The 15,494-nt window shown below is 30.5% G+C and carries 15 protein-coding genes; 12 read left to right on the plus strand and 3 right to left on the minus strand.

Features of this window, described 5'->3' with window-relative positions:
• Positions 1 to 33: 33 nt before the first annotated feature.
• The 7 genes from HPRAE_RS01960 to HPRAE_RS01990 all read left to right on the plus strand — a co-directional run bounded on the left by HPRAE_RS01960 (position 34) and on the right by HPRAE_RS01990 (position 7,520).
• Positions 34 to 1,041, plus strand: a complete 1,008-nt coding sequence (locus HPRAE_RS01960; protein WP_014552576.1) for a LacI family DNA-binding transcriptional regulator — start codon at positions 34 to 36, stop codon at positions 1,039 to 1,041.
• A gap of 156 nt (positions 1,042 to 1,197) precedes the next feature.
• Positions 1,198 to 2,148, plus strand: a complete 951-nt coding sequence (locus HPRAE_RS01965; protein WP_014552577.1) for an MliC family protein — start codon at positions 1,198 to 1,200, stop codon at positions 2,146 to 2,148.
• 63 nt (positions 2,149 to 2,211) lie between these two features.
• The gene (cysD, locus tag HPRAE_RS01970; RefSeq protein ID WP_014552578.1) at positions 2,212 to 3,093 is read left to right on the plus strand and encodes a sulfate adenylyltransferase subunit CysD; all 882 of its coding nucleotides are present in this window, start codon (positions 2,212 to 2,214) and stop codon (positions 3,091 to 3,093) included.
• Positions 3,094 to 3,102: 9 nt separating this feature from the next.
• Complete coding sequence (locus HPRAE_RS01975) at positions 3,103 to 4,914, plus strand: GTP-binding protein (RefSeq protein WP_014552579.1); 1,812 nt, start codon at positions 3,103 to 3,105, stop codon at positions 4,912 to 4,914.
• A complete protein-coding gene (gene cysC / locus HPRAE_RS01980) occupies positions 4,908 to 5,483 on the plus strand; it encodes an adenylyl-sulfate kinase (protein ID WP_014552580.1) in 576 nt (191 codons plus the stop codon). The genes HPRAE_RS01975 and cysC overlap by 7 nt, the downstream gene beginning before the upstream one ends.
• Before the next feature lie 140 nt (positions 5,484 to 5,623).
• The gene (locus HPRAE_RS01985) at positions 5,624 to 7,015 is read left to right on the plus strand and encodes an SLC13 family permease (protein ID WP_014552581.1); all 1,392 of its coding nucleotides are present in this window, start codon (positions 5,624 to 5,626) and stop codon (positions 7,013 to 7,015) included.
• A 31-nt stretch (positions 7,016 to 7,046) separates the two neighbouring features.
• Positions 7,047 to 7,520 (plus strand): hypothetical protein, encoded by a 474-nt coding sequence (locus HPRAE_RS01990; RefSeq protein ID WP_014552582.1) that lies wholly within the window; start codon positions 7,047 to 7,049, stop codon positions 7,518 to 7,520.
• Between the two features lie 76 nt (positions 7,521 to 7,596).
• On the opposite strand, the gene HPRAE_RS01995 is transcribed toward HPRAE_RS01990, so the two are convergent.
• On the minus strand, positions 7,597 to 7,851 hold the full coding sequence (locus tag HPRAE_RS01995; RefSeq protein ID WP_014552583.1) for a CPF_0552 family protein: 255 nt from the start codon (positions 7,849 to 7,851) through the stop codon (positions 7,597 to 7,599).
• 149 nt (positions 7,852 to 8,000) lie between these two features.
• On the opposite strand from HPRAE_RS01995, the gene HPRAE_RS02000 reads away from it, so the two are divergent.
• The 5 genes from HPRAE_RS02000 to HPRAE_RS02020 all read left to right on the plus strand — a co-directional run bounded on the left by HPRAE_RS02000 (position 8,001) and on the right by HPRAE_RS02020 (position 13,756).
• The gene (locus HPRAE_RS02000; protein ID WP_014552584.1) at positions 8,001 to 8,192 is read left to right on the plus strand and encodes a YwbE family protein; all 192 of its coding nucleotides are present in this window, start codon (positions 8,001 to 8,003) and stop codon (positions 8,190 to 8,192) included.
• Positions 8,193 to 8,281: 89 nt separating this feature from the next.
• Entirely contained in the window at positions 8,282 to 8,944 is a 663-nt protein-coding gene (locus tag HPRAE_RS02005) for a tetratricopeptide repeat protein (RefSeq protein WP_014552585.1), read from the plus strand.
• Between the two features lie 140 nt (positions 8,945 to 9,084).
• On the plus strand, positions 9,085 to 12,333 hold the full coding sequence (locus HPRAE_RS02010; RefSeq protein ID WP_014552586.1) for an SNF2-related protein: 3,249 nt from the start codon (positions 9,085 to 9,087) through the stop codon (positions 12,331 to 12,333).
• Positions 12,334 to 12,393: 60 nt separating this feature from the next.
• Complete coding sequence (gene rihC, locus HPRAE_RS02015) at positions 12,394 to 13,308, plus strand: ribonucleoside hydrolase RihC (RefSeq protein ID WP_014552587.1); 915 nt, start codon at positions 12,394 to 12,396, stop codon at positions 13,306 to 13,308.
• Between the two features lie 85 nt (positions 13,309 to 13,393).
• Positions 13,394 to 13,756 (plus strand): alkaline phosphatase, encoded by a 363-nt coding sequence (locus tag HPRAE_RS02020; protein WP_280985078.1) that lies wholly within the window; start codon positions 13,394 to 13,396, stop codon positions 13,754 to 13,756.
• A gap of 258 nt (positions 13,757 to 14,014) precedes the next feature.
• Here HPRAE_RS02020 and HPRAE_RS02025 read toward each other — a convergent pair whose 3' ends face one another.
• Positions 14,015 to 15,103, minus strand: coding sequence for an RNA-guided endonuclease InsQ/TnpB family protein (locus HPRAE_RS02025; protein ID WP_014552588.1), 1,089 nt, complete (start codon positions 15,101 to 15,103; stop codon positions 14,015 to 14,017).
• 5 nt (positions 15,104 to 15,108) lie between these two features.
• A complete protein-coding gene (tnpA, locus tag HPRAE_RS02030; protein WP_014552589.1) occupies positions 15,109 to 15,369 on the minus strand; it encodes an IS200/IS605 family transposase in 261 nt (86 codons plus the stop codon).
• Positions 15,370 to 15,494: the final 125 nt, after the last annotated feature.

Consider the following 15,494-nt stretch of genomic DNA (forward strand, 5'->3'; position numbering starts at 1 on the left):
TAAAATTTTGTTTATTAGGAAAGGCGTGGTTAGATGGCTACAATAGCTGATATAGCAAAAAAAGCTAATGTTTCTAATTCAACTGTTTCTCGGGTTTTGAATGGTGATACTAATATTTCTGTTAAAGATGAAACTAGAAAAAAGATTTATGAAGCTGTAGAAGAGCTTGAATATGTTCCTCTAATTGAAAAATATAAAAACAGAAAAAGTCCTGCTAAAAAACTAAATTTTTTAACTATAACAGCTTTTAGTCAAGAAACAGAAATCGAGGATCCTTATTATTTATCAATTTTTTATGGAATTGAATTAGAATCAAAAGATAAAAAAATTAATATTCAAAAAATATATAAAAATGAAGATGACTTAAAATTTGATTCCAAATTAAATATTGATGGAATTATTGCTATTGGTAGTTTTAATGATCAAGAAATAGATTATCTGCAAAAAATATCAAAACATATTGTTTTTGTAGATCGTCAAGTTAATAAGAATGGATTTGATTCAATAGTAGTTAATTTAAAAAAAGTAATAAATAATATTCTGGATTATTTATTGGATAAAGGATTTAGGAAAATTGGTTTTATAGGTGGTAGAGATCAAAATATTGCTGATCGACCAGAGCAGCGAGAAAGAGCTTTTATTGATTATTTAAAAAGACGTGACTTATATGACAAGAAGCATTTAATTTTAGGTGAGTTTTCAATTTCATCTGGTTATAATATTGCTAAAAAAGAAATTAAAATTAATAACTTGCCAGAAGCTTATGTAGTTGCAAATGATTCAATGGCAATTGGAGTTTTAAGGGCTTTGCATGAAAAAGGAATAAAAGTACCACAAGATGTTTCAATTATAAGTATCAATGATATTCCAACTGCAAAATTTAGTATTCCTGCATTATCTACTGTAAAGATTCAAACTGAGTTTATGGGAATTATGGCTGTCCGAACTTTAGCAGAAAGAATAGAAAATGATAGGCAATTACCAATAACTGTTAGTATTCCAACAGAAATGATTATTAGAAATAGTGTAAAACTCAATTAAAATAATTTATATTTGGATTTGCCAATAACAGTCTCCTTTTAGGAGGCTGTTTTTAATATTACTTGTTTTTAACTAATTACTTTGATAGAATTTAAGTGGTTGAAATACAATTTTTAATCTTTTAAAAAACTTAGAAATAAAGAGAGGACGATTAAAATGAATACACTCAAAATAACAGAAGTTAATTGGAAAAAGCTTTTATTGAGCCTAATAATTACTTTGTTTTTATTTTCTTTTATTAATTTGCAGGCAGCTGCAGCTGATTTAAATGTTTCTTTAACTTATAGAGAAATGATTGCTTTAGGACCTGCAGCAGAGGCAAAAATAATGCTAGTTGATTCAAGTAAATCAAAAAGAGAATTGATAGTGCAGGAATTAAATAAAAAATTAAAAGGGGTTCCAGTTAATTTTAATTTAGATTTGGCTGAAAGTGAGATAGATTTAAATACAAATTATCAATTAATTGGTTTAATTAAAGCGGGGAGAGAAATGTTTTGGCTTGAAACTAAAAATTTTAATGGAGCTGAATTGTTAAAACAACAAAAAATTGAGCTGATTACTAAAAGAACTCCTGCTAGATGGCTTACTTTTAAGGGTGAAAAAGATTTACAAGTAAGATTCTTAAACAGTTTAGCCCAAGTTATAATTGATGATCAAGAATATTTATTACCACAACAGAGAACAGCATCTGGAGCTAAATTTGCTAATTCTAAATTGAGTATTTGGAATAAAGGTAGAGAACTTTTGGTAGAAAAAAATGAGCAAAGTTATCAAAGCAGTTTAGTTGATTTAGCTGATTTTAAAGCAAAGAGTACAGTAATTAAAGCTAAAGGTCAAGAACCATATTGGGAACTGAAAATTAATCAAAATAGTTTGGAATTAAAATATGATTATTTAGCAAATAAAATTATAATTCCTCAAAGCAATTTTAAGATAGTGGAGAAAGCTGATTCTTTAGTTTATCAAATAAATACAAGCTTTTTGGATTTTGAAGTTAATATTTTAGAGAATATCCATAATGATCTTATGAATACAAAAGTTTATCCTTTAACTGCTTTTATTAAAATTAATGGTCAAAAATATATTGGTGGAGCAGATTTGGAGTAACTAGGATTATAATTTAAGTATTTTAAATTTAAAGGAAATTTTAATTTTTAAGGAGGGTCAAGTTTGGATCATTTAGACAAATTAGAAAGTAGAAGTATCCATATTTTACGAGAGGCATATAGTGAATTTAATAATATTTGTATGTTGTGGTCAGTTGGTAAAGATTCAACGGTAATGCTCTGGTTAGCTAGAAAGGCATTTTTTGGACATGTTCCCATCCCACTGGTACATATTGACACTAGCTATATGATTCCAGAGATGATTAAACATCGAGATAAGCTGGCAAAAGAGTGGAGATTAGATATGATTTATGGTCAAGATGAAGAAACTTTGGCAGCAGGAGAAACTTTTCCTGAAGGTAAATTAAGCCATTTAGAATGTTGTGGTCGTTTAAAAACTGCGGCATTGAAGAATACTCTAAATGGTAATTGGCATCGTTATAGATATAATCATAATAAAGATCAATATGAATTAGATAGTAATCGTGAGCCATATACAGGTGTAATTGTTGGTGCTAGAGCTGATGAAGAGGGTTCACGCTCAAAAGAAAGATATTTTTCTCCTAGAGATCGAAATAATGACTGGGATATTGGAGATCAGCCACCTGAATTTTGGGATCAATATAAAACTGATTTTGCTCCAGGGACTCATGTGAGAATTCATCCACTTTTAGATTGGACTGAACTTGATGTCTGGGAATATATTCAGCGAGAAAAAATACCAATGGTTTCTTTATATTTTGATCAAGGTCAAGGTAAACGTTATCGTTCTTTAGGTTGTGCACCTTGTACTGAACCTGTTGAGTCTACAGCATCTACAGTCGATGAAGTAGTTGCAGAACTCAAAACAGGTAAATTTGCTAATATAGCTGAAAGAGACGGAAGAGCTCAAGATAAAGAAGATGGTGGCGGTTTAGAAGAATTACGTAAAGATGGGTATATGTAGGGGGTAATGATGAATAATACAATCGGAGAACAGGATTTAAATTTAGTAATTGCAGGTCATGTTGATCATGGTAAAAGTACAATAATTGGAAGAATGTTAGCAGATACTGATTCTTTACCTGAAGGTAAATTAGAAAAGGTTAAAGAAACCTGTCGTAAAAACTCTAAGCCTTTTGAATATGCTTTTTTACTTGATGCTTTAAAAGATGAACAAGCTCAAGGTATTACAATTGATTCAGCTCGTGTTTTTTTTCAAACTGATTTTAGACAATATATAATTTTAGATGCACCTGGTCATATTGAATTTTTAAAAAATATGGTGACTGGTGCAGCTAGAGCAGAAGCAGCTTTATTAGTTATTGATGCTGCTGAGGGAGTAAAAGAAAATTCTCGCCGCCATGGTTATATGCTTTCAATGCTGGGAATTAAACAAATTGCAGTTGTAGTGAACAAGATGGACCTAGTTGATTATGATCAAGCCACATATCAAAAAATTATAGCAGAATATACTGATTTTTTAACTGAGATTGGATTAGAGGCAGAAGCATTTATTCCAGTAAGTGGAATGCTTGGTGACAATATAGCTCAGAATTCTAAAAATATGGATTGGTATCAGGGCCAAACTGTTTTAGAACAATTAGATAGTTTTAAAAATCAAGCTTTGCCTCATAATAAGCCTTTTAGAATGCCTGTTCAGGACGTCTATAAATTTACTAAAGGCGGAGATGATCGCCGCATAGTAGCTGGTACTGTTGCAGCTGGAGAATTAAATGTTGGTGATGAAGTAGTGTTCTATCCTTCTGGTAAAAAAAGTAAAGTCAAAACTATAGAAGGTTTTAAAGAAGCAAAGCAGCATAAGGTTAAGGTTGCTAAAGCAACAGGTTTTACTCTTGATGAGCAAATATATATTACAAGAGGAGAATTAGCTGCTAGGGCTGATGAAGCTGAACCTCAAGTTTCGGCAAGAATTAAAGCCAATCTTTTTTGGTTAGCAACTCAAGATTTGGTTAAGGATAAGGTTTATCATTTAAAATTGGGAACAGCTAAAGTTAAGGCTCGATTAGAAAAAATTAATCGGGTTATTGACGCTTCTAATTTAAATCAAGACCAAAGCAAAGAAAAAATTGAACGTCATGATGTAGCTGAAGTAATTTTTAAATTAGATAAAGCAATGGCTTTTGATTTAGCAGGTGAAATTGAAGAAAGCAGTCGCTTTGTAATTGTTGATGATTTTGAAATTACAGGTGGAGGTATTATATCAGAGGCATTAGAAGATGAACAAAGCTGGATTAGAGAAAAAGTTATGCGTCGTAATTATAAATGGGAACAGAGCTTGATTAGTAGAGAAGAAAGAGCTGAAAAATATAATCAAAAATCAACTCTAATTTTAATTACAGGTGAAGAAGATGTTGGTAAAAAACCAACAGCTAAAGCTTTAGAAAAAAGATTATTTAATGATGGTAAAGTTGTTTATTTTCTGGGGATTGGTAATCTACTTTATGGTGTTGATGCTGATATTAAAAATGGTGATAATGAAAAGAAAAAAGAAGAGCATTTGCGTCGTTTAGCTGAAGTGTCTCACTTAATGTTAGATGCAGGCGCGATTTTAATAGTAACTGCTGTAGAGCTAAGTCAAGCTGATTTAGAATTAATTAAAACTACTGTTAATCCTCGTCAAATTGAAACTATTTGGTTAGGTGATAAAGTTACTACAGATTTAGAATTTGATCTTCAAATTCCTGAATCAAAATCAGAGTCTAAAGTTTCTGCTCAGATTAAAGGCTTACTTCAGGATCGGGGTATTATTTTTAGACCATGGTAGAAAATATAAAATGGCATTCAGGTGAGATTAATAAGGTTGCTCGAGAACAACTTTTGGGCCAGCAAGGAATAGTACTTTGGTTTACTGGACTATCTGGATCTGGTAAATCAACAATTGCAGTCGAAGTTGAAAAAAGACTTTATCGAAAAGGAAAAGCTGTTTATCGACTTGATGGTGATAATTTACGTTTTGGTTTAAATAAGGATCTAGGATTTACAGCGCCTGACCGGGTTGAAAATATTAGGAGAATTGGAGAAGTAGCGGCTTTATTTGCTGATGCAGGTTTAATTACTTTAGCTTCTTTTATTTCTCCTTATCAAGCTGGTAGAGAAGCAGCCAAAAAAGCTGTTGGCAGCGATAATTTCAAAGAAATTTATATTAAGGCGGATCTTAAAACCTGTGCTCAGCGAGATCCGAAAGGCCTTTATCAAAAAGCTAAAAAAGGTGAAATTAAAAATTTTACTGGTCTTTCTGCTCCCTATGAAGAACCTGAAAATCCAGATCTGATAGTTGATACTCAAAAATTGAGTCTGGAAGATTCAGTTGATTTAGTACTTGATTTAATTTGATAACTTAAAAATTTAAATTTAGCTTAAAACTTAAGTTAAAAGCTTTAATAGCCTCTCTTGTTATTAAAATTAAGAGAGGCTATTTTTTTAGACAACGTAAGTTAAACTTACAATTATTCTGTTAAGGAAGGAAGGTTTTTATGTCAAAATATTTTAAGGAAGCAAGTAAATATTTTGGAATCATATTTTTTGTTATTCTCCTTGTAATTCCTACTATGGGAGGTTTAAATCCTGCTGGTCAGAGAGCACTAGCAGTTTTTATTTTAGTTTTAAGTTTTTGGGTAACTCATGTGCTTCCTTTATCAGTGACTTCACTTTTGGGGATTGCTCTGCTTCCATTATTAGATATTATGAGCATTGAATATACATTTTCACTTTTTGGTTCAAAAGCAATCTTTTTTATTTTAGGTGCTTTAATTTTAGCTTCAGGTCTTTACCAAACAGGTCTCGGCTCAAGATTGGCTTTTAAGATAATCTCTTTTAGTGGTAGTAGTCCTTTAAAACTTCTTTATGGAATTTTATTTACAGCTGCTTTTTTATCATTAATTATGCCAGAACATGCAGTTGCAGCTTTACTTTTCCCAATTGTATTAGAGATTGCTGTTAGTCTTGATTTAAAACCATTAGAGAGCAATTATGGTAAATTACTTTTTCTAACCATGGCCTGGGGAACTGTTATTGGTGGAATTACAACTTATCTTGGTGGTGCTCGTAATTTATTAGCGGTTGGACTTTTAGAAAAACATTATGGAATTTCAATAGGTTTCTTTGAATGGATTAAATATAGTTGGCCTCTTCCTTTTTTACTTTTAATAGTTTTTGCAGTAATTATAGCTAAATTTACAGTAATTGATATTGATGATACTTCAAGGTCATTAAAAAAATTAAAAGCTAAATCTGAAGCTAAAGGATCTTTATCTGGGGCAGAGCAGAGATTAATTATTATTTTAGCAGCTGTTGTTTTTAGCTGGCTATTTTTATCAACCATAATTAATATTGCTGTCACTGCACTTTTAGGTGGTGTTTTAATTGTGGCCTTTAAAGTAGTTAGTTGGAAAGAAGTTGAAGAATATGTTAACTGGGGAGTAATTTTAATGTATGGTGGAGCTATTGTAGTAGCTTCTTCTTTAGTAGAAACTGGAGTTACTGATTGGATGGCTGCTCGTTTCTTTTCCCAAATTGAATTAGCTCCATTTTTATTTATCTTTTTACTTGCAGTCTTTACTTCAATTTTAACTGAAGGGGTGAGTAATATAGCTTCAGTAGCTGTAATTTTACCTTTAGCTTTTAGTGCAGCTGAAGCTTATAGTTTAAATCCAATTTTACTTACTTTATCAGTTGCTTTATCAGGTGGTCTTGCTTTTTTATTACCAATGGGAACTCCCCCAAATGCTATTGCTTTTTCTTCTGGTTATTATGAAGTTAAAGATGCTTTAAAATGGGGTTTATTGTTGAAAGTTATTGGCTGGTTTATTTATATTTTAGTTGCTAGATTTTATTGGCCTTTAATTGGACTAGATATTTTTATTTAAATAAAGCTTTGAATATGAGAGGGATAAATAAATGGAAAAATATATGTTAATTTTATTTAGTTATTGTGGTTTAAGTGAAATCAATTCTTATTTAAAAGAAAAACTTAATCAGGGAGATCAGCTTTTAGTTAGAGCTGTTATGTTAGAAGGGGTTCCTAGACTTTTTGAACATTTAATTTCTGATGTAGGTTTTTTAGGTGAAAAAGTAGTTAGTGATGTAGAAGAATCAGTTGTGGATATTTATCAAGACAATGCTAAAGAATATTTAGCTGAATTAGAGGAGCTAGCAGCAGCTAAAGATTTTAAAATAGATGAAAAATTAATTGAATATCAAGATTTGAGCAGTTTGAAAAAAGAAATGAAAAAATCTTCGCTGAATGGTATTTTCATTAATTTTTCTCATAACGAATTTGTTTCTAATCAGGTTAAAGAAGGAGAAATTAAAGACTGGATTGAAAAAATAAAATTACCTAAAGCAATTTTCTATGATGGTAAAAATAACTAAAAATTAAAAGTCCTGAAGCAAAACAATTTAACTTTTATTAGCTTCAGGACTTAATTAAATTTAAAAGAAAATACAATTATTCAAAGTCAAGCAGCATACTCTTTACTTTAACTCCAGCTAAAGAACTTAATTCTGCTTTTAAAGCTTCAACTTCACTATTATTTGCAGTTAAGTCTAAAATAATCATTCCTTGATCAGCACAATTAGCACTTTCATGCATTCCTAAGCGGGTTTTAATGATACACCCATGTTCAGTTAATATTTTTTGTACTTTTGGGGCAGCATCAGTCCTTTTGTCAATTAAAATTGCCATAATAGTAGAATCTGTCATTATTACCACTCCTTCGTTTATTAAAAGATTCACTTATTAATTTAATTAGCGATTTCTTTTAAATATCCTTTAATTTAATTTACCTCAAGGCTTAGCTGTGCTATAATTTTAATTAAGGTTCAAAATATAATTAATTAAGGGGTATATTTATGGAAGGAAAGCAAAGATCTAAGCTGAAAAAAGGTTTAAAAGTTAAAGTAGTGCAGAAAAAAGATCAAAGAAGTGGTAATTTAACTGAGGGTATTATTAAAAGAATTCTAACTAATTCTGCAACTCATCCTCATGGAATTAAAGTTATGCTTGAAAGTGGAAAAGTAGGCCGAGTTAAAGAAATAGAATAATAGTTTATTTAAATTACCCATTTAGTTAGCTGGGTAATTTTTTTATTTAATTAAAATTGTTTTAAAAAACTTTGTTAAAGGATGATAAAATGTTAAATAAAATTAAAAGTTTTTTTAGAAAAATGAAAGATAAAAGATTATTTAAAAAAGCAATAAAAAAATTAGATGCTGGTTATTATCAAGAAGCTGCTGAAATTTTATTTAAGATTGAAAAAAGCGAAGCTTTAGATCAGGTTATGCTTTATTTTAATTTAGCTGGAGCCTTAATTGGTCAGGATAAATTAATTGAGGGAGAAGAATATTTAAACACGGCCATAGCAATTGAATCAGAATATGATTTTTTGTGGGCGACTTTAGCAGAGGTTAATATTTTAGAAAAGAAATGGGAAGCTGCTGCAAAAGCAATTAATAAGGCTTTAGATTTAGCTCCAGAAAAAAAGATTTATCAATTAAAAAAAGAAGTGATTTGTGGGAGTGAAGAGTTAAAAACAAATTATCTTAAATATTTTTCTTTACTTAAAGAATCAATTGCTGAGCAAAAAAAAGAAAATTGGAAAAAAAGTGTTCTACTTTTAAAAGAAGCAGTTAATTATTATGACCAAACAGGTTATGTTTATAATCAGATTGGGGCTATTTATAATAATAATTTAGGAGATTCAAAGTTAGCAGCTAAGTTTTTTAAAAAGGCAATTGAAAAAGAACCTGACAATCAAGTCTTTATTCGCAATTTAAAACAGGTATTACAAAGCTAACTATTTAAGCCTTTTACTGTTGTTCTGAGTGGCTAAATATAATATAATAAAATATAGACTTCAATTTTGATGGTTTAAAAAAATGATTTGAAATAATTGGGTCACTAAAAGTAGAAGTCACTAAAGCAGGAGCTGAGAGAATGAGTAGTAAAAAGTTTATTAAAAATTTAGTCTCAAATAAAATATATAAACGGGGAATAGACTATTATCAACAGGGTTTAGTTTTACAGTATCGGATTAAGAAAATAGAAGCTAATCTTTATCAAATTTCAGCCCAAGTTTCAGGAGATAAAAAATATAATGTTATGGCAAAGGTCAGCTTATCAGAAACTGAGGTTGAATTTGATAGTCACTGTGATTGCCCTTATGACTGGGAATCTTATTGTAAACATGAAATTGCTGTTTTATATAAATTTATGCAGGAAGATTTTAATTCAACTAAAGTTAATTATGAAGCTGAATTGACTCAAGAAATTGCAGAGTTTAAAGCTGAACAAAAAGATTTTCAATCTAATTTGGTTGAACAAAAAATTGCAGATCGTAGTTTTAAAAATTTATTAGAATTTAGTAAAAATTATGATGAAAATGAAATACCAAAATTAGATTATCAAGTTAAAGGGCTTTTAGATCAAAGTTTAAAAAACTTTAAATTAATTTTAAAATCTGATTATTTGAGCAAACAAGAATTAGAACAATTAATTGATTCTTTAAATGAATCAAATAGTTACCATTATTATCAAGCAAGCTTGGTTCAAAAACATTTTTATGGTAATGAATTAGAAATTATAGAAAAACTAGCTAGTTTAAATAAAAGCAAAGGTAGAGGTAGCTCTTTACTTTTAAATAAAAATGAAGAAAATCTAAATTTTTTATTAGATTTAAGTCAAAAATTTGAATTGAAATTAGCAGAAAATGAAGAAGTTATTAAAAAAGGAAAAAAATTAAAACCAGAATTGAAATTGAATGGTGATTTAGAATCAATAAAAATAGACCTAGCAGAAGCTGATTTCCCTATTTATCAAGGAAGTGACTCAAATTGTCGTTGGACTATTATTGGAACTACTATTCATAAACTTGATTTTTATAAATTTTCTCAATTACCAATTGAATTTTTGATTCCTAAAAGAAGACAAGGAGAATTTTTATTTGAAATACTCCCGAAATTAGAAAAAAATTTAAAACTTAAACGCTCTGATAATTTAAAAGGTTATAAATTGATCAAAGAAACTCCAAAAATAGAGCTTAAACTTGATTATGAGCAAAATATGATTAGCTGTCAGTTAGAAGTAGAATTTGATGGAGAAAGATATACTAAAACTGAACTTTTAGGGATTAATACTGAACAAAATATTTATAAAAAAGATAGTTCACAGTCCAAGATTTGGTATGGAAGAGATAATGAAGCTTTAGCAGAAGTAATTGATTTTTTAGAAGAATATAACTTTAAAGTGCAACCAGAAGCTTTTGTATTGAAAAATAATAATCAGATTCAGGAATTTATAACTGATGGATTAACTCACATCCCAGAAGAATGGGAAGTTGACTATAGCCAAAGTTTTAAGCAGATTGAGATTAAAGAAATTAAGTTAGAGCCAATTGTTGAAATAGATGATTCAGCTGGAATTAATTGGTTTGATTTTAATATTAGTTATAATTTAGGTGGTAAAAGTTATAGTAGAAAGCAATTAAAAGAACTAATCTCTTATAATAAAAAAGGAGAAGCTTATATTAAGCTGGCAAATCAGTATTATATTTTAGAAAGTGGTGAGCAAGAGAAAAAAGTTGAGCAGATGCTAAAAGATGCAAAATCAGAGGCAGAAGGATATCGGGCTCCCTATCATAATCTTTTATATTATAAGAATTTAGTTGAAAAAAGTGGAATTCAATTTCAGGGTAATCAAGTTTTTAATGATTTAGAGTCTGAGATTAGTGGACTTAAAGTAGTTAAAAAAAGAAATATTCCAGCTGTTGTAAAAAATAAATTGCGTGATTATCAAAAAAATGGTTATAATTGGCTTCGTTTTTTACACAAATATCATTTTGGCGGTATTTTAGCTGATGATATGGGTTTAGGTAAAACTTTACAGATGTTAACTTTAATTAAAAGTGTTGCTCCTAAAAAAGCAGCTTTAGTTTTATGTCCCAGGACCTTAATTTATAATTGGCAGGAAGAAGCTGCTAAATTTTTCCCTAAGTTAAAGACTTTAGTTTATTATGGTAGCCCAGCTGTTAGAAAAGAAATGCAAAATGAGTTTAAAGATTATGATTTAATTATTTCTTCATATTCGACTATTAGTCGTGATGTAGATGATTTAAATGCAGAAAATATAAGTTTTTCTTTTGCAATTTTAGATGAGGCTCAGCATATTAAAAATCATAGGACTAAAAGGGCTAAAGCTGTAAAAAATATTACAGCTCATTCTCGTTTAGCTTTAACTGGAACTCCTTTAGAAAATTCAATTGAGGAACTTTGGTCGATATTTGATTTTTTAATGCCTGGTTATCTTGGTAATTATAGCTATTTTAAGAATAATTTTTTAAACCCAATCAGTAAAAATAATGAAAAAGAAAAAATGTTAGAACTCAAAGAAAGAGTAGCTCCCTTTATATTAAGAAGGCGTAAAGGAGAAGTGTTAAAAGAGTTACCTGATAAAATTATTAATGTCCACCCAGTTAGTATGACTCAACTACAAGCAGATAGTTATCAAACTGTTTTAGCAGATTTGAGAGGTGAATTAAGCCAAACTGTTTCCGACAAAGGATTTAATAGATCTCGGATTAATATTTTAGCTGCTTTAACTAAATTACGCCAGATTTGTAATCACCCAGCTCTTATTTTAGGAGAAAAAGCTTCAACTTATAATTCAGGTAAACTTGAGGCTTTAAAAGAACTATTAGCTGATGCTTTAAGTGGTGGCCATAAAATTATTGTTTTTAGTCAGTTTGTTAAGATGTTAAAATTAATTCGTTCTGAATTAGACCAACAGGGACTTAATTATCTTTATTTAGATGGTTCAACTAGAAAGCGGATGCAAAAAGTAAAAGAATTTAATAATAATTGCGAAGTTAAGATTTTCTTAATTAGTCTCAAAGCAGGTGGTGTTGGTTTAAATCTTACTGCAGCTGATATGGTGGTTCATGTAGATCCCTGGTGGAACCCAATGGTTGAAAGACAAGCTACTGATCGAGCTCATCGTTTGGGCCAGCAAAATAGAGTGATGGTCTATAAGTTAATTACTAGAGGAACGGTAGAAGAAAAGATGTTAAAACTTCAAGAAAGAAAACAGGATTTATTTAATAATGTAATTGAAGATAATGTTAATCCAATCAGGGCAATTAGTTGGGAAGATATTCAGGAATTATTAGAATTTAAAGAGGGAGAGAGATAAAGATGGGGCAGTACCAATTAGAATCAAGTCTGCAAAAAATTATTAAAAAGGAGAAATTCAATGAAAAAGAAAATAATAATTGATACAGATCCAGGAATAGATGATGCAGCAGCTTTAGCAATAGCTTTGACTAATCCAAAATTAGAAGTAGCAATGATTAGTACAGTTGCTGGAAATGTTAATGTGAATTATACAACAGAAAATGCTAAAAAAATTCTTGATTTCTTTGAGAAACAAACACCATTAGCTAAAGGTAATTCTATACCCTTATTAAAAGAATATGAAGATGCCAGTCTAATTCACGGTGAGACTGGGATGGGTGGCTATGATTTCCCCAAAAGTGAGCGCTCACTTTTAGCAGAACATGCAGTTTATGAGATGCAAAAAAGAATTTTAGCCAGTACAAAAAAAGTAACTTTAGTTACCATTGGACCCTTAACGAATATAGCCTTACTTTTAAATATGTATCCTGAAGTTAAAAGCCAGATAGCAGAAATTGTAATGATGGGGGGCTCGACAATTGGTGGAAATACTAATTCTAGTGCAGAATTTAATTTTAAAGTAGATCCGCATGCTGTTCAGATAGTTTTAAATTCTGGCTTAGATCTTACAGTATTTGGTTTAAGAGTAACTACTAAAGCTTTACTGACTAAAAAAGATATAGCTGAGCTCAAAACTTTAGGAGAAACTGGTAAGATGTTGTATTCTATTTTTAGTCATTATCGTGGTGGTGATATAGATCAAGCTGGTTTAATGATGCATGATATTTGTACTATTTGCTATTTACTTAAACCTGAAATTTTTGATTTTCAAGAAACTAATTTTGAAATAGCTGTTTCTGGCCCTGCAGCTGGAACTACTGTTGCTGATTTAGATAATCGCTATTCAATTGAAAAGAATGTGAAATTGGCAGTAAAAATTAAAGAAAAGCAATTTAGAGATTGGATGTTAGCTGAAATTGCTAAATTAAAATAGCTATCAATTTTAGAAATTAAATAATTTAATTTTAAGGCCAGCTTTAATTTTTACAGCAGCTGTACAAGCTGAGGTTAAAAATGTAATTTTACTTGTTGGTGATGGTCTGGGTATCGGCCAGATTGATATGGCAAGATATATGGCAGAAGATAAAGACCATGAACTAGAACTAATGCAATTACCAGAAACTGCTATTATGATGACCAGCTCTACTGAAGGTGTTACAGATTCAGCTGCTGCTGGTACTGCAATGGCAACAGGTCATAAAGTATATAATGGAGCGATTGCCATGAATGAAAATGGAGCGGAATTAGATTCAGTTTTAGATTTTGCTCAAATTAGAAATAAAGCAACTGGTTTGACATCCTCCCCGTCCGTTCGCAATGCTCACAAACGAGGATTCCTTAAAGGAACTTTTACCGAAAATCTCCTTTGTATTATGCAATGATAGTTTCGGTATTAGGCCATTGAGACCGTCACGAGGTTGTATGCTGATTAAATGCCAGTCCATTTCTGGTAGGCAAGTGCACTGAAACTCTCTTTGTAGTTGCGTATTGATAGTTTCAGTATTAGGTCATCGAGACCGTCATGACGCAAACTTTAGGCTGTGTCATCAGCCCTCCTGAGATAGCCGACTATGCATTCTAATAGCATATTCCTAGCACTATTGCTAATATAGGCACTCAGGCACTTAGACTATTACCATCTAAGCAGATTGTTGTTCTAAATATTTATTAGCTATATTACGACTTGCATTTAAATCAGCGTGGATATGATTACCACACTCGCAAGAGTATAGATTAGCTTTGCGGTTAGATTTTTTAACTTTGTTGCATTTAGAACAACTCTGGGAAGTATATTTAGGGTTAATGTATTCTACCTTAATCCCAGCTAATTCAGCCTTGTATTCAATAAATTGTTGAAGTTGATAAAAAGTCCAGCTGTGGATGTTTCTATCTGCTCTATTAAGACTCTTAGCAGTATTACGGATATTCTCTAAATTCTCCATAATTATAGTCCCAACTTGCTCCTGCACAGCAAGATTAATAAGCTGGCGGCTAATTTTATGGTTTAAATCAGTCATCCATCTCTGCTCTTTGTCATTAATATTTTTAATAGCTTTAACTTTTTTAGATTGACCCAGTTTTCTTCTTAACATACGATACTTTTTACGAATAAAACCTGCCTGTTTACCATTGTGGAATTGGCAATTAATTTCTTTGCCTCGATGAGTTTTAACACTGGCAACCGCAAATTGTCGAAGTCCTATATCAATTCCCATTAAATTAGAATTAGTATTTTTTTTAACAGCAATTTTAATTGTTACAGCAAAATACCATTTACCTCTTTTGTAGAAAAGACAGGCTTTACCCAATTTGCAGCCACTATCAATATGCTGCTGCAGCTTTTCAAATCTTTCAGTCTGCTTAACAGGGAAGGCAAAGCGCTGACATTTAGTAGTATAAAAAGGAATTGAGATTATATGATGATCAATCGTATAATTTTGATTATTATAGCAAATAGGCTGGTTAGCTTTGAATTCGATATTATCTTTATCAGAACCAGATTTTAAGAATAGTTTGTGGAAAGCTTTAACTTCCCTAATATTCTGATTTTTAACAGCGGCAGGTAGGTTTATCTCTTTAAAGTCAGCAGAACTCAAATTAGTTTCTCCTGCTTTAAGTTTGGCAGCGACAGCCTGACGATTCTTAACTACTTCAGCAATGTTATTTAAGAATATATTTTCTTTTCTTTTAGTTGGTTTTAACAACTCTAAAATATAGGTTAGCTGCATATTAATCACCTTTTATTTTCAATGTAGTGTTGGATAGTTTCAGAACTCACATTACCTGCAGTAGCTACAAAATATGCTCTAGTCCAAATAGAACCTTTAATATTCAACTCTGGAAAGTGCTTTGATATTCTCCCTCCAGTAGTACCTTTAATGATATTCATTAGCTTACTGGGAGAATACTTAGGCAAAGCTGATATAATAGGAATCCATATAAAATGATAATTTAAAAGAAACTTTGCATGTCTTGTGCTTTTATAGGTATTCATTATTAAAATCTCCTAAATGTTAGCTGTTAAACACATTATATTATAAACATATGTTCATTTTCAAGAACATATTATACAAAATTTTAATTTCCACATTGACTAAAAATTAAAATAGCTGATTTATC

Source organism: Halanaerobium praevalens DSM 2228 (assembly GCF_000165465.1).
GTDB lineage: Bacteria > Bacillota > Halanaerobiia > Halanaerobiales > Halanaerobiaceae > Halanaerobium > Halanaerobium praevalens.